The 25,851-nt window shown below is 43.4% G+C and carries 23 protein-coding genes and 1 tRNA gene; 12 read left to right on the forward strand and 12 right to left on the reverse strand.

The features are described 5' to 3' along the window. Positions 1 to 30: 30 nt before the first annotated feature. On the reverse strand, positions 31 to 1,548 hold the full coding sequence (locus QV280_RS11175; protein ID WP_152822862.1) for a CYTH and CHAD domain-containing protein: 1,518 nt from the start codon (positions 1,546 to 1,548) through the stop codon (positions 31 to 33). Positions 1,549 to 1,735: 187 nt separating this feature from the next. Between QV280_RS11175 and QV280_RS11180 the strand changes: the two genes are divergently transcribed. The 3 genes from QV280_RS11180 (at position 1,736) to QV280_RS11190 (ending at position 4,495) form a co-directional block, all read left to right on the forward strand. After that, entirely contained in the window at positions 1,736 to 2,416 is a 681-nt protein-coding gene (locus tag QV280_RS11180; RefSeq protein WP_023404125.1) for a TIGR00153 family protein, read from the forward strand. Between the two features lie 45 nt (positions 2,417 to 2,461). After that, complete coding sequence (locus tag QV280_RS11185; RefSeq protein ID WP_152822859.1) at positions 2,462 to 3,727, forward strand: inorganic phosphate transporter; 1,266 nt, start codon at positions 2,462 to 2,464, stop codon at positions 3,725 to 3,727. Positions 3,728 to 3,883: 156 nt separating this feature from the next. Beyond that, positions 3,884 to 4,495 (forward strand): TIGR04211 family SH3 domain-containing protein, encoded by a 612-nt coding sequence (locus QV280_RS11190; RefSeq protein ID WP_023404123.1) that lies wholly within the window; start codon positions 3,884 to 3,886, stop codon positions 4,493 to 4,495. Between the two features lie 80 nt (positions 4,496 to 4,575). Here the strand turns inward: QV280_RS11190 and QV280_RS11195 are convergent, their stop codons facing one another. Then, complete coding sequence (locus tag QV280_RS11195) at positions 4,576 to 5,457, reverse strand: general secretion pathway protein GspB (RefSeq protein WP_152822857.1); 882 nt, start codon at positions 5,455 to 5,457, stop codon at positions 4,576 to 4,578. Then, a complete protein-coding gene (locus QV280_RS11200) occupies positions 5,457 to 7,139 on the reverse strand; it encodes an ExeA family protein (protein WP_152822855.1) in 1,683 nt (560 codons plus the stop codon). Before QV280_RS11200 ends, QV280_RS11195 begins: the two co-directional genes overlap by 1 nt. 167 nt (positions 7,140 to 7,306) lie before the next feature. On the opposite strand from QV280_RS11200, the gene QV280_RS11205 reads away from it, so the two are divergent. Next, complete coding sequence (locus tag QV280_RS11205; RefSeq protein ID WP_447026253.1) at positions 7,307 to 8,539, forward strand: multifunctional CCA addition/repair protein; 1,233 nt, start codon at positions 7,307 to 7,309, stop codon at positions 8,537 to 8,539. 64 nt (positions 8,540 to 8,603) lie between these two features. Here QV280_RS11205 and QV280_RS11210 read toward each other — a convergent pair whose 3' ends face one another. From QV280_RS11210 to folB, 3 genes are read right to left on the reverse strand one after another with little or no spacing between them, the layout of a single operon-like run. Continuing rightward, complete coding sequence (locus QV280_RS11210; protein WP_023404119.1) at positions 8,604 to 9,407, reverse strand: undecaprenyl-diphosphate phosphatase; 804 nt, start codon at positions 9,405 to 9,407, stop codon at positions 8,604 to 8,606. Then, positions 9,407 to 9,913, reverse strand: a complete 507-nt coding sequence (gene folK, locus QV280_RS11215; RefSeq protein ID WP_367869628.1) for a 2-amino-4-hydroxy-6-hydroxymethyldihydropteridine diphosphokinase — start codon at positions 9,911 to 9,913, stop codon at positions 9,407 to 9,409. Before folK ends, QV280_RS11210 begins: the two co-directional genes overlap by 1 nt. Continuing rightward, positions 9,910 to 10,269: a dihydroneopterin aldolase gene (gene folB / locus QV280_RS11220; RefSeq protein WP_023404117.1), complete on the reverse strand. Its 360-nt coding sequence runs from the start codon at positions 10,267 to 10,269 to the stop codon at positions 9,910 to 9,912. The genes folK and folB overlap by 4 nt, the downstream gene beginning before the upstream one ends. Positions 10,270 to 10,441: 172 nt before the next feature. Here folB and plsY point away from each other — a divergent pair, with 172 nt between their 5' ends. Next, the gene (gene plsY / locus QV280_RS11225) at positions 10,442 to 11,035 is read left to right on the forward strand and encodes a glycerol-3-phosphate 1-O-acyltransferase PlsY (RefSeq protein WP_023404116.1); all 594 of its coding nucleotides are present in this window, start codon (positions 10,442 to 10,444) and stop codon (positions 11,033 to 11,035) included. Positions 11,036 to 11,146: 111 nt separating this feature from the next. On the opposite strand, the gene tsaD is transcribed toward plsY, so the two are convergent. After that, complete coding sequence (gene tsaD, locus QV280_RS11230) at positions 11,147 to 12,163, reverse strand: tRNA (adenosine(37)-N6)-threonylcarbamoyltransferase complex transferase subunit TsaD (protein ID WP_023404115.1); 1,017 nt, start codon at positions 12,161 to 12,163, stop codon at positions 11,147 to 11,149. A gap of 221 nt (positions 12,164 to 12,384) precedes the next feature. Between tsaD and rpsU the strand changes: the two genes are divergently transcribed. From rpsU to QV280_RS11255, 5 genes are all read left to right on the forward strand, one after another. Beyond that, the gene (gene rpsU / locus QV280_RS11235; RefSeq protein ID WP_001145625.1) at positions 12,385 to 12,600 is read left to right on the forward strand and encodes a 30S ribosomal protein S21; all 216 of its coding nucleotides are present in this window, start codon (positions 12,385 to 12,387) and stop codon (positions 12,598 to 12,600) included. A gap of 25 nt (positions 12,601 to 12,625) precedes the next feature. After that, positions 12,626 to 13,069: a GatB/YqeY domain-containing protein gene (locus QV280_RS11240; RefSeq protein WP_023404114.1), complete on the forward strand. Its 444-nt coding sequence runs from the start codon at positions 12,626 to 12,628 to the stop codon at positions 13,067 to 13,069. Between the two features lie 88 nt (positions 13,070 to 13,157). Continuing rightward, positions 13,158 to 14,924: a DNA primase gene (gene dnaG, locus QV280_RS11245; protein WP_023404113.1), complete on the forward strand. Its 1,767-nt coding sequence runs from the start codon at positions 13,158 to 13,160 to the stop codon at positions 14,922 to 14,924. A 97-nt stretch (positions 14,925 to 15,021) separates the two neighbouring features. Next, positions 15,022 to 16,866 carry an RNA polymerase sigma factor RpoD gene (gene rpoD, locus QV280_RS11250; RefSeq protein ID WP_023404112.1) on the forward strand — a complete coding sequence of 615 codons (1,845 nt, stop codon included), beginning with the start codon at positions 15,022 to 15,024 and terminating at the stop codon, positions 16,864 to 16,866. Between the two features lie 153 nt (positions 16,867 to 17,019). Further along, a tRNA-Ile gene (locus QV280_RS11255) sits at positions 17,020 to 17,095 on the forward strand. 133 nt (positions 17,096 to 17,228) lie between these two features. Here QV280_RS11255 and QV280_RS11260 read toward each other — a convergent pair. The 5 genes from QV280_RS11260 to QV280_RS11280 all read right to left on the reverse strand — a co-directional run bounded on the left by QV280_RS11260 (position 17,229) and on the right by QV280_RS11280 (position 23,875). Beyond that, a complete protein-coding gene (locus tag QV280_RS11260; RefSeq protein ID WP_152822853.1) occupies positions 17,229 to 18,389 on the reverse strand; it encodes a glycerophosphodiester phosphodiesterase family protein in 1,161 nt (386 codons plus the stop codon). Between the two features lie 251 nt (positions 18,390 to 18,640). Beyond that, entirely contained in the window at positions 18,641 to 20,644 is a 2,004-nt protein-coding gene (locus QV280_RS11265; RefSeq protein ID WP_152822850.1) for a polysaccharide lyase family 7 protein, read from the reverse strand. A gap of 394 nt (positions 20,645 to 21,038) precedes the next feature. Further along, the gene (locus tag QV280_RS11270; protein ID WP_152822849.1) at positions 21,039 to 22,178 is read right to left on the reverse strand and encodes a glycerate kinase; all 1,140 of its coding nucleotides are present in this window, start codon (positions 22,176 to 22,178) and stop codon (positions 21,039 to 21,041) included. A 106-nt stretch (positions 22,179 to 22,284) separates the two neighbouring features. Continuing rightward, positions 22,285 to 23,097, reverse strand: coding sequence for a fumarylacetoacetate hydrolase family protein (locus QV280_RS11275; protein WP_152822847.1), 813 nt, complete (start codon positions 23,095 to 23,097; stop codon positions 22,285 to 22,287). A 226-nt stretch (positions 23,098 to 23,323) separates the two neighbouring features. After that, on the reverse strand, positions 23,324 to 23,875 hold the full coding sequence (locus QV280_RS11280) for a single-stranded DNA-binding protein (protein WP_023405578.1): 552 nt from the start codon (positions 23,873 to 23,875) through the stop codon (positions 23,324 to 23,326). A gap of 285 nt (positions 23,876 to 24,160) precedes the next feature. Between QV280_RS11280 and QV280_RS11285 the strand changes: the two genes are divergently transcribed. Beyond that, positions 24,161 to 24,796, forward strand: a complete 636-nt coding sequence (locus QV280_RS11285) for a LuxR C-terminal-related transcriptional regulator (protein WP_152822845.1) — start codon at positions 24,161 to 24,163, stop codon at positions 24,794 to 24,796. Positions 24,797 to 24,903: 107 nt separating this feature from the next. Beyond that, a complete protein-coding gene (galU, locus tag QV280_RS11290) occupies positions 24,904 to 25,782 on the forward strand; it encodes a UTP--glucose-1-phosphate uridylyltransferase GalU (RefSeq protein ID WP_021714323.1) in 879 nt (292 codons plus the stop codon). The last annotated feature ends 69 nt before the right edge of the window (positions 25,783 to 25,851 follow it).

Below are 25,851 nucleotides of genomic sequence, written 5' to 3' on the forward strand. Positions count from 1 at the left end.
TAAGACGTGCAATGATAGATACTCTATCTATTAGCCTTTCCAATAGGGTCTTGCTTCCATACACATAGCTCTGGTTTGTTCCATGGCATATAAAATAGAAGCTTGCTGGCGCTCTAACCAACGTTGCAGTTGATCTTGCTCTTCTCCTTGCAATTGATCAACCAATTGCGACACAGGATCAAGCATCAGCAGATCGTCGATCCCTTGCGCTAAATCCGCCCACGGCAAACGAAACGCTTGGCGAGACTCTTGATCAAACAACGCAGCAAAACAGATCCCAGAAAATAGACACCGTTTTAGGTGATAATGCTCTTCTACATAGTCTTTCGATGTCAGGGTTTGCTCAATAGGGAATGCACTGACCATTTCCGCCCAAGTGCGATCCAGTTGATCTTGGGCAAACGACACCAAGTTTCCAGACATTTTCTTACGCGCTTTGGCATCTAAGAAAGGCTGCCATCCTTTCGTCAGTACCCAACGACTAAGATCGAGAATAACACCGGTATATCGAGCAGACTCTAGTAGTTGTAACACTTCTTCTTCTGTCGATAATTCAGCACGTACTCTTTTTAGCTGTTTCACTAACGTCTTTTGCGTATCAAGCTTGCGCAGTGCATGCCCTTTATCTTCGGTAAGATCGTCAAGATAGTCGGCGGCTTGCACCCAAATCAGCTCTTGCTCTAGCCATTTTAATTCTTGTCGTAGAATAGCACTGGCGCGGCGCGGGACAATTCCGCCAAATACCGCTAAGGTTTGTCTCACAAAGCTCAACGAATAGCAGATCTCATTTAAGCAGTCCATTGAAGGCGCTTCAACATAGGCTTGCTCATGATAAAGCCAATGAGACAATGCATGCTCCAATGACTTAATAAAGCACTCTTCTACGCTATCTTGCAAAGCAACATCCACCAAACCCAGAGGTTTAGCTTTACTACCGGTAAAGCCTTGCGCAAGTCGGTAGCCTCTAGCAGCTTTACTTAAATTGCCAAGACGCATGCCTCCGTCTTCGCATAATTGCCTTGCTAAGGTAAATAAAGCATCTGTTTGACCAGACTTTAGTTCCAACTCAACTTCGCAAATAGTAGAACGCTTCTCACCAGCAAGCACTTCACCCTGATCAAACGCCACTTCTACTTGGCTACCGTCAGGCATACCCACCAGCCAAAGCTCGCGAGTAAAGTTAGTAGCAAATAAAGGTTGCAGTTGTGATGCTAACTCTTCGACTGTGCGCCCTTCTGGCCAAATGCTCTCAGGGTGCAAGCTAAGGTCAGGATCATTACTGGTATGCTCTGCATTATATTCTGGGCGTTGGTGTAAACCGGCCACAACTCGGCCTGAGGTTTTTACCGTTTGCACATAGACATCATCAAAGCGACGAATGCGCATGCCTATATCGTGCTCTCGTAGCCAGTTGTCTGGGGTATCAAAATAAATGTTTCCCAGCTCACGACTGTTGTGTTGAAGAATTTTGTTGTGTGGGATTTTCTCTTTCAAAACTTCAGAGAATTGTGGTGAAACAAAAAATTTCAGCTCTATTTCAGTTTCCATAAATCACTCATAATCGACCGTCTTTAGCAGATTAAATCGAATTTTGTTTATCAGCAAGTGACATTCAGCTGATCTAAATCACAAAAAAAATGCCTTTTGTGCAATTTTAAATCACATAAACCCTTTTAATACTAAAAAAACCTATTATAGTTACACCCCAGCATGACAATCACATGACAATACAAATATGCCAGTAAATACCATCATTGGTTTATTCGCAAAATCGCCAATAAAACCGTTGCAGCAGCACGGAGCAAAAGTCCAAGAGTGTGCATCACTTTTGCCTGACTTTTTTGCTGCGTCAAATGCTAACAACTGGGAAAAGGCGGCAGAATACCGTCAACAAATTTCTACGCTAGAAAAAGAAGCTGACACTCTCAAACGTCAGATTCGTTTGCATCTACCAACAGGCCTATTTATGGCTTTTGATAGAGGTGATCTGCTGGAATTATTAACTCAACAAGATAAAGTAGCAAATATTGCTAAAGATATCTGTGGCCGTGTTCTAGGCCGAAATCTACTTATACCTGAAGCTTTGCACGAAGACTTCTTAGCATATGTAAAACGTTGCTTAGATGCGGTCGGACAAATGTACCGGGTAATTAATGGGCTAGATGAATTGCTAGAAACGGGCTTCAAAGGACGTGAAGCAGAATTGGTTGAATCTATGATCGATGAACTCGATAGAATAGAAGATGATACTGACCAAATGCAAATTGAATTACGTCGAAGCCTCAGAGAAATTGAAGATCAATATAATCCAATTGATGTGATGTTCTTGTATAAAATCCTCGAGTGGGTTGGAGGCATTGCGGACCAAGCACAGCGCGTTTGTGCTCGTCTAGAGCTGATGATAGCGCGTAGCTAATCACTCTCCACCTCATTTCAACTTATTAATATCAAAGGATATTTAATGGATATTCTAGCTAACTACGGCACTATACTTCTTATCTGTGCGGCCGTATTCGGTTTTATGATGGCTATCGGTATCGGTGCCAACGATGTTGCTAATGCTATGGGTACCTCTGTAGGTTCTAAAGCATTAACCGTAAAACAAGCGATTGTTATCGCGATGATTTTTGAATTTGCAGGGGCTTACCTTGCAGGTGGTGAAGTTACTGACACTATTCGTAAAGGTGTTATTGATACAACTCTATTCGCTAATACACCCGATCTACTGGTATTCGGTATGATGTCAGCCCTACTGGCTGCCGGTACTTGGTTACTGGTTGCCTCTTATATGGGTTGGCCGGTATCGACTACTCACTCAATCATTGGTGCCATCATAGGTTTTGCCACTGTTTCTGTGGGTTCTGATGCTGTGGATTGGACCTCAGTACAAAATATTGTAGGCAGCTGGGTTATTACGCCGTTTATATCGGGGTTATTTGCTTATATTATTTTTGTCAGTGCGCAGAAGTTTATATTTAATACAGATAATCCCTTAGAAAACGCCAAACGTTATGTTCCGGGCTATATGTTCTTAACTACTATTGTGATTTCACTAGTAACGATTAAGAAAGGCCTTAAACACGTGGGTTTATACCTATCCACCACTGAAGCATGGATTTGGTCTATCTTATTGTCACTATTAGTGATGGTAATTGGTTATCTCTATATCCAAAAACGTTTCAAACTTGATAGCAAAAACCACGAGCACAGCTTTACAGGTGTTGAGCAAGTCTTTAGTACGCTAATGGTAATTACCGCATGTGCGATGGCATTTGCTCACGGTTCTAACGATGTTGCAAACGCCATTGGTCCACTATCGGCTATCGTTGCCACTATTAGTAATATGGGTCACATCGCTGAGAAAACTCAAATCGCTTGGTGGATTCTTCCTCTTGGTGGTGTCGGTATCGTGGTTGGTCTAGCGACTATGGGCCACAAAGTTATGTCGACTGTTGGTACTGGCATTACAGAATTAACCCCAAGCCGTGGCTTTGCAGCGCAGCTTGCAACCGCAAGTACCGTTGTTCTGGCTTCTGGTACAGGTTTACCTATTTCAACCACCCAAACACTTGTGGGTGCTGTTTTAGGGGTAGGTTTTGCTCGTGGTATTGCCGCACTAAATCTAGGTGTTGTTCGTAACATTGTTGTCTCTTGGGTGGTGACTCTTCCTGCGGGTGCACTGCTTGCGATTATCTTCTATGAGATCATGTTGGTGATTTTCACCTAAGTAAAATGTCAAATGTCTGTCATATTTTGACAATATGACGTTATAGAGGGGGGCTTTGGCCCCTCTTTTAGTTGCAGGCAACCTATAATCTACTTACTATTTAGGCAATGATGGAATGCGTTCCTCACCTGAATCTGATTTTTTGAAGGACATACAGTGAAAAAACTTTTTTTGATCGCTTTTGCTGCAGTGCTATCTGCACCAGCCGCATGGGCTCAAACGATCTACATCTCCGATAACCTATTTACTTATATGCACTCAGGTCCTAGTGCTCAGTACCGAATTATCGGTAGTGTTGATGCAGGAACAAAGGTCACTTTAGTCCAATCTAACAAAAAGAGTGGCTATACAGAGGTTGTTGACCAACGTGGCCGTAAAGGTTGGGTTGAATCTAAATACGTAACTAAAACTGAAGGTATGGTTACTCGCATGCCTCGCCTTGAAAAAGAACTGGTTCAAGTTAAAGCAAAACTTGCTAGCTTTAACGAGAAAGCCGACAAAGAACAAGAAGGCTTGGTTCGTTCTCTAGAGTCTCGCAATACACAAATTGCTGAAATGGAAGCTAACTATAAGAAAGTCAGTGATCAACTGCTTTCTGCCCAAACTGAAGTGCGTGAGCTAAGAGCTCGCATTGATACGCAAAAAGAAGACCTTCTATTGCGCTACTTCATGTACGGTGGTGGTGTTGCAGGTCTCGGCTTGATCTTTGGTCTACTGCTTCCGCATGTTATTCCTCGTCGTAAGAAGTCTCCAAACGGCTGGGCGTAATACTCGCGAAATAACGAAATCAAAAAAAGCTGCCAATGGCAGCTTTTTTTATGTGCGAATGATTAAGAGCAACCCTAGTACTAACCGTGCCAATCATATAAGGCTGGAATTTGGATTTTCTCTCCGCCAAATTCAACCACAATAAAGCGCGGCGAAATCACAACCAGTTTCGTCTGATCATTAATCATATCGCCCTCTTGTAACTCTTTACCATTGATCTTCACCAAGCGATGCTTTGGGTTACTGGCGTACATGTGGGTTTGTAAATTAAGCGCAGGTAATCGACCTTTATATCGGTCTACATTTTTATCTAGCTCATTAACCTTAATATGGTCCAAGCTATTTCGCTCACCTTGTTCATCTAATGATGATGGTGTATCCAAGGCATGAGTCACTCGCCCTGCCAGTTCAGGAGAGAGTTGAGATAAATCGAGCTTAGAAAGATTCCACTCATCGTCAGTTGCATCCTGACCCGTATTCTTTTGCGCCGTTGGCTGAACCTTCGGCACGGTATTAACCGGTGTTGAGGATGCAGTTTGAGATGCTGTTGTAGAGCTACTCGCTATCCTTGTTGTAGTAACAGCCTGAGTCTCATCAATGACTGGCGGAGGCAAAATCTTTGGCAAAGGCAGTAACGGTTTCGCCGGCGTTGCAGGCAAGTACACAATATCTAAGCTTGGAGCCATAGTTGGCATCTTAGCGATAGGCGCTTCTTCGGCAACCAACACACTATTAAGCGCAGGGCTTAGCATCGCCTCGATACTACGCGTGGTTGCTGAGCCAGCCAGTAAGCTGTGCGCTGCTACACCCACACCTAAACCCACGGCAATCGCGACCATCAGCTTCACTTTGCCATTACCCGCTTGTGGTCTAGAGGATGGGTTAGCCTGTCCACTCGTTGGTATTGACGCCTGTTCAAATTGCTTTTGAGATTGCTCAAGTGCTTTTAATACCTCTGACATTACTGATTCTCCTCGCTATCAGCTTGCACACTTGATGTACTTGGCGCACTTAGCTGTGCTGTCGCACTCAGTAACTTAGGTGCGTTATCACTGGTGAGTCTATCGAGTTGGCGCAATGTTTGGTTTCCAGCAATGCCATCGGCATCTAATCCCTGCCAAGCCTGAAAGGTGGATACTCTCTTCTTCAATTCATCATTAAAAATGGATGTCTCCAAAGGCGTTGCATTCAACGCTTTCGCCAGCAACTTATCCAGTATTTGTACCTGTTGGCCGCTACTATTTGCTTTCACTGTTTCCAGTATCTCGCTATACCAAAGATATCTAAACTGCCCTTTCCAATGTTGGTCTAGCCAAGTCACTGGTAACTGTACTCGCTCGCCTGCCAATAACAGAGTCACTCTATCGTTAGCTACACCTTGCAAAATAGCAAAATAAGGGTGCTGATCATCATACAGCGTAATCACCACAGGGCGATTCGACGCTACAATACTCGACAGCGATGCTTTGCTTTGGAAGCAATGGAAAGGTGGCGTAGTGCCATACTCACAGTCAGAATCCACAATTGAGGCATCAAAGCCCCACAGATGATACAACGCCTGCATAGCGCCCATTGGGGAGCGGCTTTGCTCTATCAATTGCGCAAAATGCTGCTGCTCTTGATTGGCTATGCTCTGCTTTTCCGCCATTTGCTGCTGTAATTGCTGAGTATGAGCTTGTTGCTCATTGAACTGGGTTTGCAGTTGTTGCCACTGATGCCAAGAAGTCAGACCGAGGTAAGTCGCCCCAGCGATAGCCAGTGATAGCAATGCCGGTGATAGCCAATGATGAGAACGGCTTGAGTGAGTACTAACTTGTGCTTTATTTCCTGTCGGGGCTTGATAGGCCAATACATCATGACAGGCTTTTTTAGCTATATTTCGGTCAACGCTGTTTTGCTGACTCAACATGGCGTAATACAAGGCTTTGTCGCAAATAAGGTTGATTAAGCGCGGAATACCTTGTGACTGTGAAGCAATAAATTGCACCGCTCTGTCAGAAAAAATATCTTCACAACCACCCGCTACTCGCAAACGGAATCCAATATAATCGGCGATATCTTTTTCCACTAAGGGCAGTAGATGATAACGACCAGTGATGCGCTGTGCTAATTGGCGCAGTTCGATTGTTTGTAGCTTGTGTTGTAGCTCAGGTTGACCCACCAGCAACACTTTAAGTAACTTGCGACTGTCAGTTTCTAAATTGGTCAGTAGGCGCAACTGCTCTAGCACTTGCGCAGAAAGATGCTGAGCTTCATCAATTAAGAGTAAAGTTTGAATACCTTTTTTATGATTGTCTAAAAGGTAATGATAAATGGCTTGCGAGAGCTGTTTTAAGCTGGAGGGTTGCGTATAGGAAAGTGAAAACTCGTCACAAATCGCTTCCAGTAATTCAACTTCAGAAAAAGTAGGATTCAGTATAAGCCCTGCGACCCAGTTCCCTTCTAAGTTAGCCAACATCGCTTTAGAAACCGTCGTCTTACCTGTGCCAACCTCACCGGTCAGCATGGCAAAACCACCCCCACTATTGAGGCCAATTTGTAAATGTGACAGAGCCTCACGATGGCGCGCACTTAAGAATAAATACTTAGAACTGGGAACAATTGAAAATGGTTCTTCTACAAAACCAAAAAAATCCTTATACATTTAGAACTTCTATACATACTTCTTTTCTCATTTGAGTCAAGCTACCATTGAATGAAAGAAAGTAAAGCAATCCTTTCATCGACTGATCGTAGTGTTAGGTAGTGCAAAGAATAGCGACATATAATTGCCATCACTTTCATCCACAATACAAAAAGGGAGACTTCATTGTGCAAACCTATCTAGTGGGTGGTGCAGTTAGAGATAAACTGCTCAATATAGAAAACTACGACCGAGACTGGGTTGTGGTGGGCGCAACGCCACAAACATTGTTGGATCTTGGCTATCAAGCCGTCGGCAAAGATTTCCCTGTTTTTCTGCATCCTAAAACACATGAAGAATACGCTCTGGCTCGCACCGAACGTAAATCAGGAAGCGGTTACACTGGGTTTGATTGTTACTTTGCGCAAGACGTCACTTTAGAAGAAGATCTAATACGCCGCGATCTCACTATCAATGCCATTGCACAAGATGAATCGGGCACCTTGTATGATCCTTATGGCGGTCAGCAAGATATCCAAAACAAGTGCCTGCGACATGTTTCGCACGCTTTTGTTGAAGACCCTTTGCGTGTATTACGTGTGGCGCGTTTCGCCGCTAAATTGCACCACCTAGGCTTTAGCGTGGCGCAAGAAACCCTCAGCCTAATGCGAGAGATTGTCGATTCAGGTGAGCTACAAACCCTCACAGCAGAGCGTGTTTGGCAAGAGTGGCACAAATCGTTATTAACCCAAGATCCGCAAGTGTTTATCGAAGTGCTACAAGAGTGTGGCGCACTCGCTGTCGTCATGCCTGAAATTAGCCGTTTGTTTGGCGTGCCACAAACTGAAAAATGGCATCCTGAGATAGACACTGGAATCCACACTTTAATGGTCGCCAAGCGTTCTGCGCAGTTAAGCAAAGTGCCCGAAATACGCTTTGCCGCGCAAATGCACGATCTCGGCAAAGGTGTCACCCCACAACCAGAGTGGCCAAGCCATAAAATGCATTGTCATACTGGCCTTAAAATTATCGAAACCCTCAGCAAGCGCCTGCGCGTACCCAACCAATACAAAGAGTTGGCACTGCATGTATGCAAGCAGCACTCCAACATTCATCGAGCGCAAGAGCTAAAAGCCTCGACCGTTTTGCGCGTGCTAGACAGCTTTGATGTATGGCGTAAGCCTAACGTACTAGAGCAAGTATTAATTACCTGCCAAGCCGACACTCAAGGGCGATTAGGGCATGAATCTACCCCCTACCCGCAACGAGATTACTTTGTCGCAACCTATCAAGCGGCATTAGCGGTGAATGTTCAACAAGTGATTAAAGATGGTTTTGCGGGCAAGGATATCAGAGAAGAGCTCAACAAACGCCGCACTGAGGCGATTGAACAAGTAAAACAAAGCTGGCATTGGCTGTAAAAAATCGGCATAAAAAAGGCCTCTAAGATTTACTCTTAGAGGCCTTTCATTTTGTGGTTATCGATTACTGAGTCAGCAAGAAAGCAAACAAGCCTGCACCCAATAGCAAGCGGTAGATGACAAATGGCGTCATTCCCATGCTAGAGATCAGCTTCAAGAAGTAATGGATACAAATATAGGCACTCACAAACGAGACTAAAATCCCCGTAGATAGCAAACCTAGATGCATAGGCTCTGGGCTAAGAGCCAACTTAGTGCCTAAGTAACCACCGGCTAAGGTGATGATTGGGATAGACATTAAAAACGAAAAACGCGCCGCCGCCTCACGAGTAAAGCCGAGATAAAGCGCCGCGGTAATAGTGGCCCCAGAGCGTGATGTGCCCGGAATCATCGCCATTGCTTGAGCAATACCAATAATTAACGTCTTCTTCCAAGTGGCTTGATACTCATCTTTAGTTAACGTTGATGTTTTATCTGCATGCCACAGCAATAAACCAAAAATGATCGTCGTGCAAGCAATCACCCAAGCACTACGTAGATACAGCTCTATCAAATCGTTTAAGAACAGCCCGGCTAAACCGGCTGGAATGGTCGCTAAAATAATCATCCACGCCAGTTTGGACTCTTTGTTGTGTTGCTGTTTAAACACGGAGCCAAAAAATGCACGTAAAAGAGTAACCACTTCATGTCTAAAATAAATCACAACTGCGAGCAAGGTGCCCACGTGTACCGCTACATCAAACGCCAAGCCTTGATCTTCCCAACCTAACACAGCCGAAGGTAAAATCAGGTGAGCAGAACTCGATATAGGTAAAAATTCAGTTAGGCCCTGAATTAAGGCCAATGCAAAAGCTTCTAAATAGCTCATTAATTATCATCACTTAAATGTAAAGAAGTGGCGGTAAGATTCGACATACCACCGATAGACAAAAATTCTTGCTGCCAAATTTGACCAATACAACGGCCGTCCCCGGGAACAATCAGTTCGGGACACAGCTCATACAAAGGTTGCAGCACAAAATTGAACTTAACAATATCCTTTCTTGGTATTTGTGGCGCTTGCGCACTTTGCACATCACCAAACAAAAGAATATCGATATCTAATGTACGATCTTGTTTCTTTTGGGCATTGAGTGGGCGACCATAAGCCAGCTCCAGCGCTCGCAAACGATGACAAAATTCAGGCAAAGCTAAATCCGTATCTAGGCCAACCACAAAATTATAAAACTCAGCGCCATCAAATCCCGTTGCCGGGCAACTGTAAATCGTTGAGACTTGCAGGTTACAGCCTAAACGTTGCAACTCGATGATCGCGGCGCGAGCGTGCTTATCTCGTTCAATGTTGGTCCCAATACCTAAATAGGTTTGGGTCACAACGAGCCTCGTTCAATGACAACGCCAACACTAGCAGCTTGTGGCACAGCGCCAGGCTTACGAAGTTTGATGCGAATCCAAGGAACGTTAAATTTATCCATAATTAGGCTGGCAATTTCTTCTGCTACTCGTTCAACGAGCAAAAATCGCCCACCCTCAATATGCGCAAGAACCGCTTGGCTGACAGAGAAATAATCTAATGCATCTTCAACATTATCACTGTGCCCAGCGGCTTGGTTATCGTGAGCCATTTCTATATCAAGCACTAGTTTTTGCTTGATCTCTTGCTCCCAGTCATACACCCCAATAGTGGTAATTACCTCGAGCTGTTCGATAAAAACTCGGTCTTGATTCATTATTTCGATCCTTTTCTTGCCTCTTTAAGTAGTAAATTCTTGCAAAACAAGTTCAAATACATAGATTGAGGTCGGATAAGCTAAAAGTATAAAAAAACGTAATATACTACATTGATTACCCAACTATAATCCCGATTCAATCGATATTAGCTACAAAGTGTAAAGGATATCTATGACAGCAACGGCTCTACTCATGATCATCTTGGCCTATTTATTAGGCTCAGTGTCGAGTGCCGTTCTCATTTGTCGAGTATTTCGCCTTCCCGATCCTAGAACCACAGGCTCAAAAAACCCTGGTGCCACCAATGTGATGCGCATAGGTGGAAAGCTACCTGCGGTATTAGTTCTGCTTTGCGACATGGCAAAAGGGACCATTCCTGTTTGGTCAGCCTACTACCTCGACCTTGACCCTGTGATGTTAGGTTTGATTGGTATTTCTGCCTGTATTGGCCACATTTATCCTATCTTCTTCCACTTTAAAGGTGGCAAAGGTGTGGCAACAGCGGTGGGTGCGATAGCCCCAATTGGTTTTGATTTAACCGGCTTATTGATGGGAACATGGCTAATTACCGCAGTGGTCTCGCGCTACTCTTCACTGGCGGCTCTAGTGACCGCTTTAGTAGCCCCGTTATACACTTGGATGATCAAACCGCAATACACCTTGCCTGTGGCAATGCTGTGCTGTCTCATTATCTGGCGACATCAAGACAATATTAAGCGTCTGTTTTCTGGAGAAGAGCCGAAGGTGGGCTCTAAAAAGCGGTAATGACACCGATCGCCTTTCTTTCTCCCTCATCAACTGACTCAAGTTCAATGCACAAAAAAGCCGACCTAGTTAGGTCGGCTACATATCAATGTTGTTTAACGATTGTAATCACTAGGCAATCGGCTCTAGTTGATCGATAGGCCAACGAGGCTGAGCTTTAACGCCTAAGCCTGATGTTTCGCCATTTTTTAAACGTTGCATACCCGCATAAGCAATCATAGCGCCGTTATCGGTACAGAACTCGGTTCTTGGGTAGTAGACTTCACCGCCCACCTTCTTCGCCAAGGCTTCAAGTTCAAGGCGCAATTGTTTGTTAGCACTTACGCCACCCGCAATTACAATACGCTTCATGCCCGTTTGTTGCAGCGCACGTTTGCATTTAATCGCTAATGTAGCACACACCGCTTCTTGAAACGCATACGCAATATCAGCGCGGGTTTGCTCATCGTTGTCATTGCCAGAGATAGTATTGGCCGCAAAGGTTTTTAAACCAGAAAAGCTCATATCAAGCCCCGGACGGTCTGTCATAGGACGAGGGAACTTAAAGCGGCCTGGCGTTCCTTTTTCTGCTAGACGAGATAATAGCGGACCACCGGGGTAATCCAGTCCCATCAGTTTAGCCGTTTTATCAAAGGCTTCACCTGCGGCGTCGTCAATTGATTCACCAAGAATTTGATATTCACCAATTGCTTTCACTTCTACGATCATGGTGTGACCGCCTGAAACGAGCAAAGCAATAAAAGGAAACGGTGGCGGGTTATCTTCTAGCATAGGAGCCAGCAAATGCCCTTCCATATGGTGCACTGGTACCGCAGGGACATCCCACGCATACGCAATACTACGGCCAATAGTCGCACCAACTAACAAAGCGCCCACTAGGCCTGGGCCTGCGGTATAAGCGATGCCATCAATATCGGCAGAGGTTAAGTTGGCTTCTTTTAATGCTTCTTTTACCAATGGAATGGTCTTTTTCACGTGATCGCGAGAAGCGAGTTCTGGAACCACGCCACCATAATCAGCATGGAGCTTTACTTGGCTATATAGTTGATGTGAAAGCAAACCTTTCTCATCATCATAAATAGCCACTCCTGTCTCATCACAGGAGGTTTCAATACCTAAAATACGCATACATTTCTCGCGACTTCTTTAATATGTGGCAAGTTTACCTTGTCCTAATTGTTCAAACAAATGATTGATCGTTTTCTCCGCAATAAAGTACTTTACAAACACTATCAGTTCGGATTAAAATTCCGCACCATTTTTGATCAAACTGGTTATTCCCCTTGCAAGTTAACTTGCCCAGAAAGTGGAACCCAGTATTAACGAATAACCCCTGAGGTGAAAGGCATATGCCAGTAGTTAAAGTACGTGAAAACGAACCGTTCGACGTAGCTCTACGTCGCTTTAAGCGCTCTTGCGAAAAAGCAGGTATTCTTTCTGAAGTGCGTCGTCGTGAGCACTATGAGAAACCAACTACAGTTCGTAAACGCGCTAAAGCAGCTGCTCAAAAGCGTCACGCTAAGAAGCTAGCTCGTGAAAACGCACGTCGCGTTCGTCTTTACTAATCCCCGATATTATTAGGAATTAGTAATGGCTCTTATTGATAAACTCAAAGAAGAGCAAAAATCTGCGATGAAAGCCAAGGACAAACCGCGCCTTGGCACTATTCGTTTAGCCCTATCAGCAATTAAGCAACGTGAAGTCGACGAGAGGATTACTCTGACCGACGACGATATCATCGGTGTGCTGACTAAAATGGTTAAACAACGTCGCGATTCTGTCGCTCAATATGAATCTGCCGGTCGTCAAGATCTTGCGGACATTGAGAAAGCTGAAATTACAGTACTTGAGGAATTTATGCCTCAACCGCTGAGCGAAGAAGAAGTGGCTGCATTAGTTGATAGTGCAATTACTGAATCTGGTGCTGCGGGCATGCAAGACATGGGTAAAGTAATGGGCGTTCTCAAACCACAAATTCAAGGGCGCGCAGATATGGGTAAAGTAAGTGGTTTAGTTCGTTCTAAACTGGCTTAAATCCCCAATAAAAATTAAAGCAAGCCGTGCTATTCATTGAATGCACGGCTTGTTTGTATCTCGCACAAACGAACTTTCTTTAGGATCTATGGCTGGACACATACCACGTACCTTCATTGATGACCTACTTGCTCGACTGGATATTGTCGATATCGTTGACGCGCGAGTAAAACTAAAGAAACAAGGCAAGAACTACGGTGCTTGCTGCCCATTCCATAACGAGAAAACCCCCTCTTTCAGTGTTAGCCAAGAAAAGCAGTTTTATCATTGCTTTGGTTGTGGTGTTCACGGGAATGCCATCGATTTTATGATGGAATACGAACGCCTTGAGTTTGTCGAAGCCATTGAAGAGCTTGCCGCTCATCTAGGTTTAGAAGTCCCAAGAGAACAGCGTCAAGGTGGCTTTAGTAGCCAAGGACCAACCGCCAATACTGAACAGAAACGCAGCCTATATGATTTATTGGGCAGCATCGCTAACTTCTATCGTTCGCAATTAAAAACGAGCGCCGGAAAAACCGCGATTGAGTACTTAAAAAACCGAGGGCTCAGCGGAGAAATAGCACAAAAATTCGAGATTGGTTTCGTAGCGGATGAATGGGATTCGGTACGAAAACAATTTGGTCAGCAAAAACAGGCACAAGATGCTTTAGTCAGTGCTGGTATGCTCATTGAAAACGACAAAGGTAATAGATACGACCGCTTCCGTGGTCGAGTCATGTTCCCTATTCGTGACCGTCGTGGTCGAGTGATTGGTTTTGGTGGACGTGTCTTAGGTGACGGTACGCCAAAATATCTCAACTCACCGGAAACGCCCATATTCCATAAAGGCAAAGAGCTTTATGGTTTATATGAAGTGCTACAAACTCATCGCTCGCCAGAACAAATTCTGGTGGTTGAAGGGTATATGGATGTAGTGGCTTTGGCGCAGTTTGGAGTGGACTATGCGGTGGCCTCACTTGGCACCTCCACTACTGGCGATCACCTGCAAATGCTATTTCGTCAAACCAGCAATATCATTTGTTGTTATGACGGGGATAGAGCCGGTCGTGATGCAGCATGGCGAGCAATGGAAAATGCCCTGCCTTATTTAAACGACGGGCGTCAGCTTAAGTTTATGTTTTTGCCTGATGGCGAAGACCCTGATACCTATATCCGTCAACACGGTAAACAGGGGTTTGAAGAGCAAGTTCGCAGTGCGACTACGCTATCAGAATTTATGTTTCAAACCTTAATGCAGCAAGTGGATACCAGCAGTAAAGAAGGCATGGCTAAGTTAAGCACTTTAGCTATCCCTCTGATTAGTAAAGTACCTGGCGGTACACTGCGCATGTATCTGCGTGAATTACTTGGACGAAAATTAGGTTTAGTCGATGAGCGTCAACTGCAACAATTGATCGCCAAAACAGACGAGAAATCTGCACGTCCAGCGCCGCATAAGAAGATAGAAAGAACGCCAATGCGTGTTGTCATAGCCTTATTGCTACAGAACCCGCATTACGTAGAGTTAATACCAAATCTAGATTCAGTTAGTCAAACTAACCTACCTGGACTAAGTTTATTACTCGATGTGGTTGATAAGTGTATAAATCATCCCCATATCACCACTGGCCAGTTATTAGAACACTGGCGAAATCAAAAAGAAGAACGCATATTGTCACTTCTAGCAAGCTGGGATCTCCCAACTTATAAAGAAGAAGACAATCATGACGATATATTTTGTGATTCACTGGATAAAGTAATTTACCAGTGTATTGAACGGCAAATTGAAACCCTACAAGCGAAAGAAAGAAGTGTCGGCTTATCAGTCGAAGAAAAAAGGGAGCTGCTGGCTTTAATGCTAGATTTAAAAGCATGAGACCCTGAACGCTTGTAATGTAAAAAAGTTTGCTATAATTAGCGGTCTGCATTTCGCAAACTAGTTCCTTCACCAGACCAGAATTTGGATACCATCTATGGATCAAAATAGGCAGTCACAGCTTAAAGCGCTTGTTCTTAAAGGCAAAGAGCAAGGCTATCTAACTTATGCCGAAGTTAACGACCATCTACCGCCTGAAATCGTAGATTCAGAACAAGTCGAAGATATCATTCAGATGATCAACGACATGGGTATCAAAGTGGTAGAAAACGCCACTGAGATCGATGATGACACGATCAATGATGAAAGCACAGAAGTTGATGAGGATGCAGCTGAAGCAGCTGTTGCCGCTTTAAGCACCGTTGAAAGTGAAATTGGCCGAACAACAGATCCAGTGCGCATGTACATGCGTGAAATGGGTACTGTTGAGCTTCTAACTCGTGAAGGCGAGATTGATATCGCTAAGCGTATCGAAGATGGCATCAACCAAGTTCAAGCATCAGTTGCAGAATTTCCTGGCACAATACCGTATGTTTTAGAGCAGTTCGATAAAGTACAAGCTGAAGAACTTCGCCTAACAGACATTATTTCAGGTTTTGTTGACCCTGATGATGACGGTACAACAGCGCCAACAGCAACTCACGTTGGTTCAGAGCTGGCTAAGACAGATCTTGAAGCATCAGACGCTGACGATGCTGACGATGACGAAGACGAGGAAGAAGAAGATACAGGTATCGATCCAGAGCTAGCTCTAGAGAAGTTCACTAATCTTCGTAACACATACCAAAACCTACAGCTAGTTTCTAACAGCGAAGGCCGCGACAGCAAAGCCTTTAAAGTAGCAACCGCTAAGGTAAATGATGTATTCCGCGAATTCCGTCTAACGCCAAAACAGTTTGATCACCTTGTGACTCAACTTCGCACCTCAATGGAGCGAGTTCGTACACAAGAGCGTTTAATCATGCGTCAAACCGTAGAATACGGTGGCATGCCTAAGAAAGAATTTGTTAAAACTTTCACTGGCAACGAATCAAGCGATGCTTGGGTAGACAACGTATTGTCTTCAACAGCACCTTATAAAGAGAAGATTCGTCGTAACGAAGAAGACATCCGCCGCTCTATTCAAAAGCTGAAAAGCATTGAACAAGAGACTTCTCTAACGGTTCAGTCTATTAAAGACATCAGCCGTCGTATGTCTATCGGTGAAGCAAAAGCTCGCCGTGCGAAAAAAGAGATGGTAGAAGCAAACTTACGTCTAGTTATCTCTATTGCGAAGAAATACACCAACCGTGGTCTACAGTTCTTGGATCTTATCCAAGAAGGTAACATCGGCCTAATGAAAGCCGTTGATAAATTTGAATACCGTCGTGGTTACAAATTCTCAACTTATGCGACATGGTGGATTCGTCAGGCAATTACACGTTCTATCGCTGACCAGGCGCGTACTATTCGTATCCCTGTGCACATGATTGAAACCATCAACAAATTGAACCGTATCTCTCGTCAGATGCTTCAAGAGATGGGCCGTGAGCCACTGCCAGAAGAATTGGCAGAACGCATGCAAATGCCTGAAGACAAGATTCGTAAAGTACTTAAAATTGCTAAAGAGCCAATCTCAATGGAGACACCAATCGGTGACGACGAAGATTCGCATCTAGGTGATTTCATCGAGGATACGACTCTAGAACTACCTTTAGACTCTGCAACGGCAACTAGCCTTAAGTTTGCAACTAAAGACGTACTAGCAGGCCTAACACCTCGTGAAGCTAAAGTACTGCGTATGCGCTTTGGTATCGACATGAACACTGACCACACTCTAGAAGAAGTGGGCAAACAGTTCGACGTTACTCGTGAACGTATCCGTCAGATCGAAGCAAAAGCACTACGAAAACTACGTCACCCAAGCCGCTCAGAAACACTGCGCAGCTTCCTAGACGAGTAAATAATTAGTCTTTATGTACAAAAGGTGAGCACTAGCTCACCTTTTTTGTATTTATCGGTTTGATAGCACAAAAACTGTACATTATTACTCCCTATTCTAGCGACTTCACCTAGACACTCCCCTGTCCATCTCATATAATCTTCACCCTACAAAGGCCCCTTAGCTCAGTGGTTAGAGCAGTCGACTCATAATCGATTGGTCCGCAGTTCAAGTCTGCGAGGGGCCACCAAATTAAAGAAAGGCGTAGCAGGTTAATACCTACTACGCCTTTTTTGTACCTAAGAAAACCAGCAACAATCGTTGCTGATCTACACACTTTATTCAGCCTGTTTTATTAGCCTTATTTATTAACTAATGCACTCTTACTCAGTACAGTTATCAACAAACGTTACGGTTGCTGGCCAGTCACTGAATATACCAATCGCATTAATATCATTCTTCAGTACGTTGACGACTTCTAGCTCATTGTAGTCGGTATATTGACGCTCAATGGTCCATGTGATGATGTCTAGCCCTGACTCTTTAATCTCGTTCGCATAATCGGTTGCGACGACTTCATCACCCGATTTTGTTACTAGTAGCGGATAAATTGGGGCGATGATATTGATGCCTTTTTCCACGATTTCGGCTGGAGTTGGAACGTTGTTTAGAGAGAAAGTCAGGTATACGCCCTGCTCTCCAAATTCTGGAGTATTCGCTACCCAGTATTCAACATCGTCGATTAAGAATGACTGGGGGTAAACGTCACTGGGTGCAACACCTGCGTCGATATATTCTTGGATCATTTTTTGAGCAAACTCTTCTTGAGTTAACCCTGCAGCAGCTAAGTCTTGTGCGTCTGGCGTTTTTAGCTCTGGAGTCATTTTTACGCCAAGTTCTTTAAACAAAGCAATGCTTTCTTTGTGCGTCATCAGTGTGCCAGTACCAGCATAAAGGTCGGTACGGTAGCTTGGCGTGGCATCCATATATTCAGCAACAGTGGCCGCGTTTGGATTGTATGCGTCCATTTTGCCTTGCAATGACTTAAATTCTGCCAGAGTAAAATCAGAAGTGCGACACTCTGCCTGCGCTTGAACGCCGTTAAGCTCATCGGCTGGAGTGAATGGAATTGAACACTTATCTGCTAGCTCAGTTGCTAATACATTAGTGGTTGTGTGTAGATCTGAGTGGGAATGGCGACACACTAGTTCAGCATCGCTAGTAAAGGCAACGTCACATTCCAGTACGCCAGCACCCATGCGCGCAGCGGCAACGTAGCTCTCTTTAGTATGCTCAGGGAACATTAATGGTGCGCCGCGGTGACCGATAGAAAGCTCACTCTTTTCAAAGTGTGATTGGTTATTTAGACAACTTGTTAAGCTATCCTTTAGCTCTCCCTCTGCCAGTTGGTCAACCAAATAAGCAGGACGAGGGCCAAGTTGAATATTTGCCTCTGTTGGAGCTTCAATATCCAGACTCTCACTATCACAGGCTGCAATTAAAGAAATGGAAAGAAAGACAAACCCAGTTTTAAAACGAATCATAGTAACACTACTCTTATTAGACTTATTTTAGAAAAGAAGGTCACGATTTAATCCTGATAGCGTTTAATTCTCATGACTGATTTATTAATTATTTGAGTAGGGTTTAGTGAATGACAAACACAGGTATCTGAATCTTATTGTCATCGGCGATTAAATAAGAACAAAAAAGGAATTTGAAAGCTAAAACGCCCCTTTACTGTATTAAACAATAAAGAGGCGTTGATATAAAAAGACTACCGCCTTTTATCTAACTAGTCATGAGTAACATCAATCACAGTAAACGTAACAGATGCGTAATCTGGGTATTCTGTACCGGATTTATTCTGGTTATATAGACCTGCTTTGAAGTACATATAATCATCGGCATAGAAGTCAGAGATTGTAATTGCGTCTGTGTCACTTGAGTTGCGGATTGTTTGCTTAGAACGTGTTTTGGTGTAAGCAATTGAATCTGCAGTCGTGTAAGTGTAGCCATCATGCCAAACTGTCACTTTTAGTTGATCGCCAGTTAGGTCAATTTCGTAGCTCCACTCATCACCCAGTGCGATGCCATTTTCAGGTTCAACTGGGTCACCACTTGCGTCCTGATCAATATCGTTTTTATCAGTGAAACCAATAATGTTGATACGATCACCAGGGTTACCACTAGAGTCGTCTACAGTAAAGAATACAGAGCCTTTGTCGTGCTCAGGTAGTTTACGGTAGTAAATCTTAACAGGTTCATGATCCCCACCATGAATCTGACCGACAATGATACGACCAATTTGGTCTTCACTAGTTGCATCTACAGAGACTTGGTTTACCACTAGCGTGGCTTTCATGTTGCCGTTAACGCCACCAGCAGCTGACTGATCAGAAGATGATGCTTCACTTGTCACCCAGTTGTTCTTAGTGATGCCTTTAACATTAGCGTCGCCGCCGTCTGTGTATCTTGCCATTAGCTCACGTAACTCAGAACGAGGGTATGTAGAACCGCCAGAGCTTGCTGCGTCATTTTTCACTGAGAAAGTCACACAGCCATCGTTGAAGACAATTTCTTCAGCACCGTTAGAGCCCAGAGTTTTGTTATCAACAAGGTCTTGAATATCTTCAACATCGTTCATTGATACACCATCACCTGTGGTGTAACCCCAGATAGACATATCAATATTACAACTACCGACAATCTCACCGCCAGAACCAGAATCACCAGAACCTGAATCACCTGAGCCAGAACCTGCATCTGAGTCACCAGAGCCAGAGTCGCCAGAACCATTGTCAGGATCTGAGGTGTCGCCGTCACAGCCATAAACTTGCGTTTCAATGATACTGTTCCACTCAGAACCTGCAGAGTTACCAGAGCCGATAATACGAACATAACGAGCTTCGGTGTCTGCTACATCAATATCTTCAAAACCAGAATCTGCACCTGATGAAATGCCACCAGAAAGTACGGTTGTCCAGTTGCTGTTATCTGTTGATGTTTCTACATCAAAATAAGAGCTACGTGCGTTACCTTTGTACCATTGAATCGCTAAATCAGTGACTGAAGCTTGAGAGCCTAAGTCAAATGTAATGGCTTTTCCGATACCGTTAGAAGACCAACGAGACTCATCTGTTGTATTATTATCGTACGTGTTTTCAGGTCCGTGACCATCATTCGTGCCATCATCATAAGCACTAACAATGCTTAATTGACCACTATTATCTACGCTACAAGTACCGCCTACGCTACCAGAGTCGCCATCGCCAGAGTCACTGTCAGAGCCATCACCATTGTCCGGATCTGGGTCTGGCGTTGTACCTGAGTCACCACCATCTTCAGTACTTTCTAGGGTAAAGTCATCTAGGCGACCTTCATCCCCACCGTAGCCACCAAAGATAGTTACTGACGTTGCAGAGCCCGAATTGAACGAAAGGCTAACCTGCTGGAAGTCATCCCCACCCCCAGTATTGCTGTAAGTTTGACCATCAACAACAGCGCCAATCTCACCCAAACCTTTAACATAAGCACTTAATAAATAAGTAGTATTTGGTTCAACCGTTAACACTTGCTCAACTTTACCTGCTGAGCCAGTAATTTTCGCTGAACGCGAACCTGTGCGAGCATCCCCTGAAATTGCTGAAGGGTCGGTATCAGACCAACCGTCAAAACTGCTTTCAAAACTGGCATTTTCAATGGAGACTGTTGCCGCATGTACAGCCGGCAAAACCCCGACCGACAAGGCTGCAGCGACAACTGCTGTAATATATTTCTGTTTTGTCTTAAGCATCATAATTAATGATATCCCTAAAGATTATTAGCTAATGAAGACCCCTGATAATTCATCTTCAATCCCTATATAACAGATATATGATTTTTATATTCTTATAATACAAATCATTTCTGTTGAAACTAAAAGTAACGTAAATTTACTTTTTAGCAACATTGAAAATTACAGAACAATTCAAAGTAGGATACGCATCACAGTTAATATGAAATTTAGGGTTATTAATTTGAGCTAGCTCGCTCACACTTTGTAGGGGTAATTAGGGGGTCAGGTCTTGAATTTTGCATTAATAATATTTAGTTAAATCAAAAGGTTTAGTCATAATATGCACTAAACCTTACATGAGGATTTTCTTATATATTGGAGATCATAACTTAATTTTAAAAAGCTAAAACTTAGTTTAAATTTGCTGTCCAAGTTTCAGTAACGCCGCAATATTTCGCGAGGAGCGAATAAGGTTTTCATCGGCTTTTTCTAACACTTGAGAAAGTGTTTGTGGTGATGGGGTTGTGCCAAAAATACAGTTAAAACTGTTATAAAGTTCATTGATTTCATTACCGAGCGAACCTGCTATTCCAATAACAGGAATACCTTTATTTCTGGCTCTAGTTGCAATGCCAAAAGGGGCTTTTCCACTAAGGGTTTGATTATCCATTTTCCCTTCGCCGGTTATTACTAGATCGGCGTTTTCAAGTATTTTATCGGCATCTAATAAATCTAAAACAACCTCTATTCCTTGTTTAAGGGTCAACATAAGAAATAGCAATGAAAGCCCCATAGGAACGCCTCCTGCTGCGCCAAAACCTGGAGAATTAAAGTGCTTAATCCCCGTTAAATTAAAACTCTTGGTCGCAAAATGAAATATGGCCTCATCGAGAGATTTCACTAATAACGAATCAGCTCCTTTCTGTGGAGCAAATACATAACTTGCCCCTTTATCCCCCACCAAAGGGTTACTCACATCACAAGCTAGAATAACCGGCACTTGCTTACAACGTGCATGCACGCTTGATAAATCAATCGTGTGTACCTTTGATAAGGCCAAGCCACCAGCAGGTAGCAACTGACCTTCGGCGTCCAATAATTTACCGCCTAACGCGTGAATAATTCCAGCGCCAGCGTCGTTGGTCGCACTGCCACCTAACCCTAGTAAGATTTTAGATACGCCCAGATCCAAAGCTTCTTTTATGATCTCACCCGTACCATAAGTACTTGTCACTGCGGGGTTTCTTTCTTCAGGCGCAATAAGATCTAGCCCAGATGCGGAAGCCACTTCAATCAATGCGGTTTTGCCTTGCTCCAACAGTGCCCATTTAGCACGCACTTGTCGGCCAAGAGGATCACTTACCCAAGAGTGCCTAATCTCTCCTTGTAGCGCATCGATTAACACCTCAACCGTCCCCTCTCCACCATCGGCAAGAGGAAGGTGGTAATATTGCGCTGTCGGAAAGACTTCCTTAAAACCAAACTCAATACACTGACACACCTCTTTAGCCGATAACGACTCTTTAAATGAATCAGGGGCAATAACAATTTTCATTGGGTGAACCATATTCAATTCGTATGAGCTTAATTAAACACCATCCAAAGCTGCGTTACCGCTAATTTATCTCAGAGTTGAGAGATTTTAGCGATAAGCCGTCACCTCAATAAGCAAACAATATCGGGTTTTCTACTTCACCCACCCCTTCGATAGAAACAGAAACAACATCCTTATTGTTTAATGCTTTGGTTCTGCCTGGTGTGCCCATAAAAATAAGGTCTCCCGGTTTTAAAGTGAAATATTGACTTAAATAACTCACCACCTTCTCTGGGCTATGAATCATATTTTTGGTGCTCTCTTGTTGCACTACCTTCCCATTTAAACGAGTAGTTAGCAGTACATCGTTAAAATTGACACCTCGAGTCATAGTTGCAGCTATTGGACCAAACCCATCACTCGCTTTCGCCCGCATCCATTGTAGGTCTTGACCTTGCCAACTACGCTCAGTTAAATCGTTTCCTACTGTCACGCCCCAGATATAATTTTTAGCTTCATCTATCGAAACATTTTTCGCTGTTTTTCCAATAATAAGCACCAACTCCCCTTCAAAATGCAGATTTGTCGCCCCTTTAGGAACGAGTACCGGATCGCCAGAAAGAATCAAAGAAGAAGGTAATTTTAAGAATAATGGCGGAGGTGCAGAGGATGGAGAGCTAAGATGACTGGCAAAATTCATCCCTACCGCAAAGACTTTCTCTGGGGTAGTTGGTAATTTCATCTTGATTTCGGCTATCGGTAGAGCGTTTTCTGAGGTTTTATATCGAGTAAAAATATCACCCACAATAGGATAAACCTTATCATTCTCTAGCTTTCCATACTGAGTAATACCTTGATACTCAAAACGTATAAAATTCTCAGTATTCGCAAAGGAAGTTGTTGAAAATATAATTAAAAAAAGTACGCCTATCCATTTCATCTTTATCACTCCTTCTAAATATTTAAGCATAGGAGATGTTTGATAAAGTGCAGTTACTTCTTAAGGGCTCATTTAGGGGGTCAGGTCTTGAGTTTTGCAATAATATGATGATTACTATCCATATTGATTTACTCCTTTATCAGACAATAAAAAACCCAGCATTTCTGCCGGGTTTTCTGTATTCAAAGCTCTAGTTTTGTATATAAAGCCTAATCTCTGGTAACCGCTAGAACGGAATGTCGTCGTCAAAATCCATTGGTGGCTCATTATACTGCTGAGGAGCCTGTTGTGGCTTCTGCTGTTGCGGTTGTTGCTGTGCAGGTTGGTGAACTTGAGGTTGTTGAGGCTGACCCCATCCACCTTGTTGTTGACCTTGTTGCTGACCGCCATATTGGCCGCCTTGGTTTTGGCTTTGACCACCACCTTGACGAGAACCTAGCAGTTGCATCTGACCTGTTGGCCACTGCACTACTACTTCTGTTGTGTAGCGATCTTGACCAGATTGGTCCTGCCACTTACGTGTTTGCAATTGGCCTTCGATATAAACTTGTGAACCTTTTTTCAAGTACTCACCAGCAATCTCAGCGGTTTTACCAAACAAAACAACACGATGCCATTCTGTTTTTTCACGTTGTTCGCCACTGGCTTTATCACGCCAAGTTTCTGAAGTCGCAATTGTAATATTTGCAATTGCATTGCCATTTGCGGCGAAACGAACCTCAGGATCCTGCCCCAAGTTACCCATAATAATTACTTTGTTGACGCCACGGCTAGCCATGTATCACTCCATTTACTTTTTATTTGCGCTAATACGCCAAGCATAGCACGCCTAACGGACTACTTAAATCACTAGAAAGTGTAATAGAGAGACTGCCCTATAGATAACATCCATACAAAAGCAGAAATACTTATTTGCATTTTTTTCGACTTATCACGCAATTTTATGCAATAAAACACATGAAACAGGACTTTTTATTGAATATAATCGCAAAAAGTTAGTGTCGAGCTTCTCAAATTGGAAAGATATAAAAGAAACTGACCGTAGTTAACAGGGAGGAAAAGTATGTATTTTGATGGAATAAATTCTCAGCTTTTTTTGCATGAGAGCGGCGGGTTTAGTGGCGAGGTAATTCAACAATTACAAGAGAAATCAAAGCTAACCCTGTACCCTCTAGAAGAATGGCACATGAGCTACAAGCCTAGCTTAACACCGATTATTTTTGCGGATTACAACGACCCAACATTTGACCCTGCAGACTTCGAGAACCCAAGTACACCAGGGAAACATATCAATATGGTCATTACTCAAGCACCGTTGCAACTAAAAACAGCCGACTTACTTAAATATGGACGTTTGCGCGGGGTTTTCTATAAACAACAATCCTTTGATGACATTGTGCAAGGTTTGCAAGCGTTAAGCCAAGGACGCTCATGGCTAAGTAAAGCGGTCAACGAGCAGTTAATTTCTTATTATCAATCCGTGCTGGTTCGCTATGCGCCACCACATACCATTGACTTAACGCGACGAGAAATGGAAGTTCTAGAAGCATTAAGAATAGGTAAATCCAACTTTGGCTTAGCTGAACAATTATTCATTAGTGAACACACTATAAAGTCTCATTTATATAAGATTTTCCGCAAAATTAAGGTAAAAAACCGAGAAGAAGCAGTACTGTGGGCACATCATTTTCTGCCATAGAGCAATAAAATTGCAGATTTAACCTAAGTGTATTTTATATCGCCTAATTCTAATGATAGAGTTAGGCAAAACTATTTAATTATAATGACTCAGTTAGGTTACCCCTCATGATTAAAAAATGCCTTTTTCCTGCAGCAGGTTACGGGACTCGCTTCCTACCCGCGACCAAATCAATGCCAAAAGAAATGATGCCTGTCGTTAATAAACCTCTTATTGAATACGGTGTTGAAGAAGCTATTCAAGCAGGTATGGATGCAATGTGTATTGTGACAGGCCGTGGCAAACACTCAATCATGGATCACTTTGATAAGAACTATGAACTTGAGCATCAAATTCAAGGCACCAATAAAGAAGAATTACTCGTAGACATTCGCAATGTCATTGAGTCAGCCAACTTTACCTACATTCGCCAACGCGAAATGAAAGGCTTAGGTCATGCAATTCTAACCGGGCGTGAACTAGTCGGTGATGAACCTTTTGCAGTCGTTCTTGCTGATGACCTATGTGTCAATGAAGAACAAGGCGTTCTAGCGCAAATGGCAGCGCTTTATAAGCAGTTCCGTTGCTCTATTGTGGCTGTGCAAGAAGTGCCAGAAGATGAAACACACAAGTATGGTGTGATCAAAGGTGAAATGATCAAAGACGACATCATTCGCGTTGATGATATGGTAGAAAAACCAGAAGCTGGGACAGCACCGAGCAACCTAGCCATTATTGGTCGTTATATTCTAACTCCAGATATCTTTGATCTTATTGAAGAGACAGAACCAGGCAAAGGCGGTGAAATTCAAATCACTGATGCCCTGCTTAAACAAGCTAAAGCTGGTTGTGTGCTTGCCTACAAATTTAAAGGCACTCGTTTTGATTGCGGTAGCGTAGAAGGCTATATCGAAGCCACTAACTACTGCTTTGAAAACATCTATCTAAAAGATAAAAAAGCCACTGAACTTGGCAAAAAATCGACATTAAAAGAACCTATCAAGTAAAACGATAGCCACTCTAAATCTTAAAAACAGTGACCCAGTGTCACTGTTTTTTTATCCAGTATTTATTTG

It is taken from the genome of Vibrio sp. B1Z05, from assembly GCF_052955985.1.

What these genes read in the sequence shown, in the direction of transcription:
- QV280_RS11175 (WP_152822862.1), bottom strand. Translation starts at nt 1,548, where the DNA reads ATGGAAACTGAAATAGAGCTGAAATTTTTTGTTTCACCACAATTCTCT.
- QV280_RS11180 (WP_023404125.1), top strand. Translation starts at nt 1,736, where the DNA reads ATGCCAGTAAATACCATCATTGGTTTATTCGCAAAATCGCCAATAAAA.
- QV280_RS11185 (WP_152822859.1), top strand. Translation starts at nt 2,462, where the DNA reads ATGGATATTCTAGCTAACTACGGCACTATACTTCTTATCTGTGCGGCC.
- QV280_RS11195 (WP_152822857.1), bottom strand. Translation starts at nt 5,457, where the DNA reads ATGTCAGAGGTATTAAAAGCACTTGAGCAATCTCAAAAGCAATTTGAA.
- QV280_RS11200 (WP_152822855.1), bottom strand. Translation starts at nt 7,139, where the DNA reads ATGTATAAGGATTTTTTTGGTTTTGTAGAAGAACCATTTTCAATTGTT.
- QV280_RS11210 (WP_023404119.1), bottom strand. Translation starts at nt 9,407, where the DNA reads ATGAGCTATTTAGAAGCTTTTGCATTGGCCTTAATTCAGGGCCTAACT.
- folB (WP_023404117.1), bottom strand. Translation starts at nt 10,269, where the DNA reads ATGAATCAAGACCGAGTTTTTATCGAACAGCTCGAGGTAATTACCACT.
- plsY (WP_023404116.1), top strand. Translation starts at nt 10,442, where the DNA reads ATGACAGCAACGGCTCTACTCATGATCATCTTGGCCTATTTATTAGGC.
- tsaD (WP_023404115.1), bottom strand. Translation starts at nt 12,163, where the DNA reads ATGCGTATTTTAGGTATTGAAACCTCCTGTGATGAGACAGGAGTGGCT.
- rpsU (WP_001145625.1), top strand. Translation starts at nt 12,385, where the DNA reads ATGCCAGTAGTTAAAGTACGTGAAAACGAACCGTTCGACGTAGCTCTA.
- QV280_RS11240 (WP_023404114.1), top strand. Translation starts at nt 12,626, where the DNA reads ATGGCTCTTATTGATAAACTCAAAGAAGAGCAAAAATCTGCGATGAAA.
- dnaG (WP_023404113.1), top strand. Translation starts at nt 13,158, where the DNA reads ATGGCTGGACACATACCACGTACCTTCATTGATGACCTACTTGCTCGA.
- rpoD (WP_023404112.1), top strand. Translation starts at nt 15,022, where the DNA reads ATGGATCAAAATAGGCAGTCACAGCTTAAAGCGCTTGTTCTTAAAGGC.
- QV280_RS11260 (WP_152822853.1), bottom strand. Translation starts at nt 18,389, where the DNA reads ATGATTCGTTTTAAAACTGGGTTTGTCTTTCTTTCCATTTCTTTAATT.
- QV280_RS11265 (WP_152822850.1), bottom strand. Translation starts at nt 20,644, where the DNA reads ATGATGCTTAAGACAAAACAGAAATATATTACAGCAGTTGTCGCTGCA.
- QV280_RS11270 (WP_152822849.1), bottom strand. Translation starts at nt 22,178, where the DNA reads ATGAAAATTGTTATTGCCCCTGATTCATTTAAAGAGTCGTTATCGGCT.
- QV280_RS11275 (WP_152822847.1), bottom strand. Translation starts at nt 23,097, where the DNA reads ATGAAATGGATAGGCGTACTTTTTTTAATTATATTTTCAACAACTTCC.
- QV280_RS11280 (WP_023405578.1), bottom strand. Translation starts at nt 23,875, where the DNA reads ATGGCTAGCCGTGGCGTCAACAAAGTAATTATTATGGGTAACTTGGGG.
- QV280_RS11285 (WP_152822845.1), top strand. Translation starts at nt 24,161, where the DNA reads ATGTATTTTGATGGAATAAATTCTCAGCTTTTTTTGCATGAGAGCGGC.
- galU (WP_021714323.1), top strand. Translation starts at nt 24,904, where the DNA reads ATGATTAAAAAATGCCTTTTTCCTGCAGCAGGTTACGGGACTCGCTTC.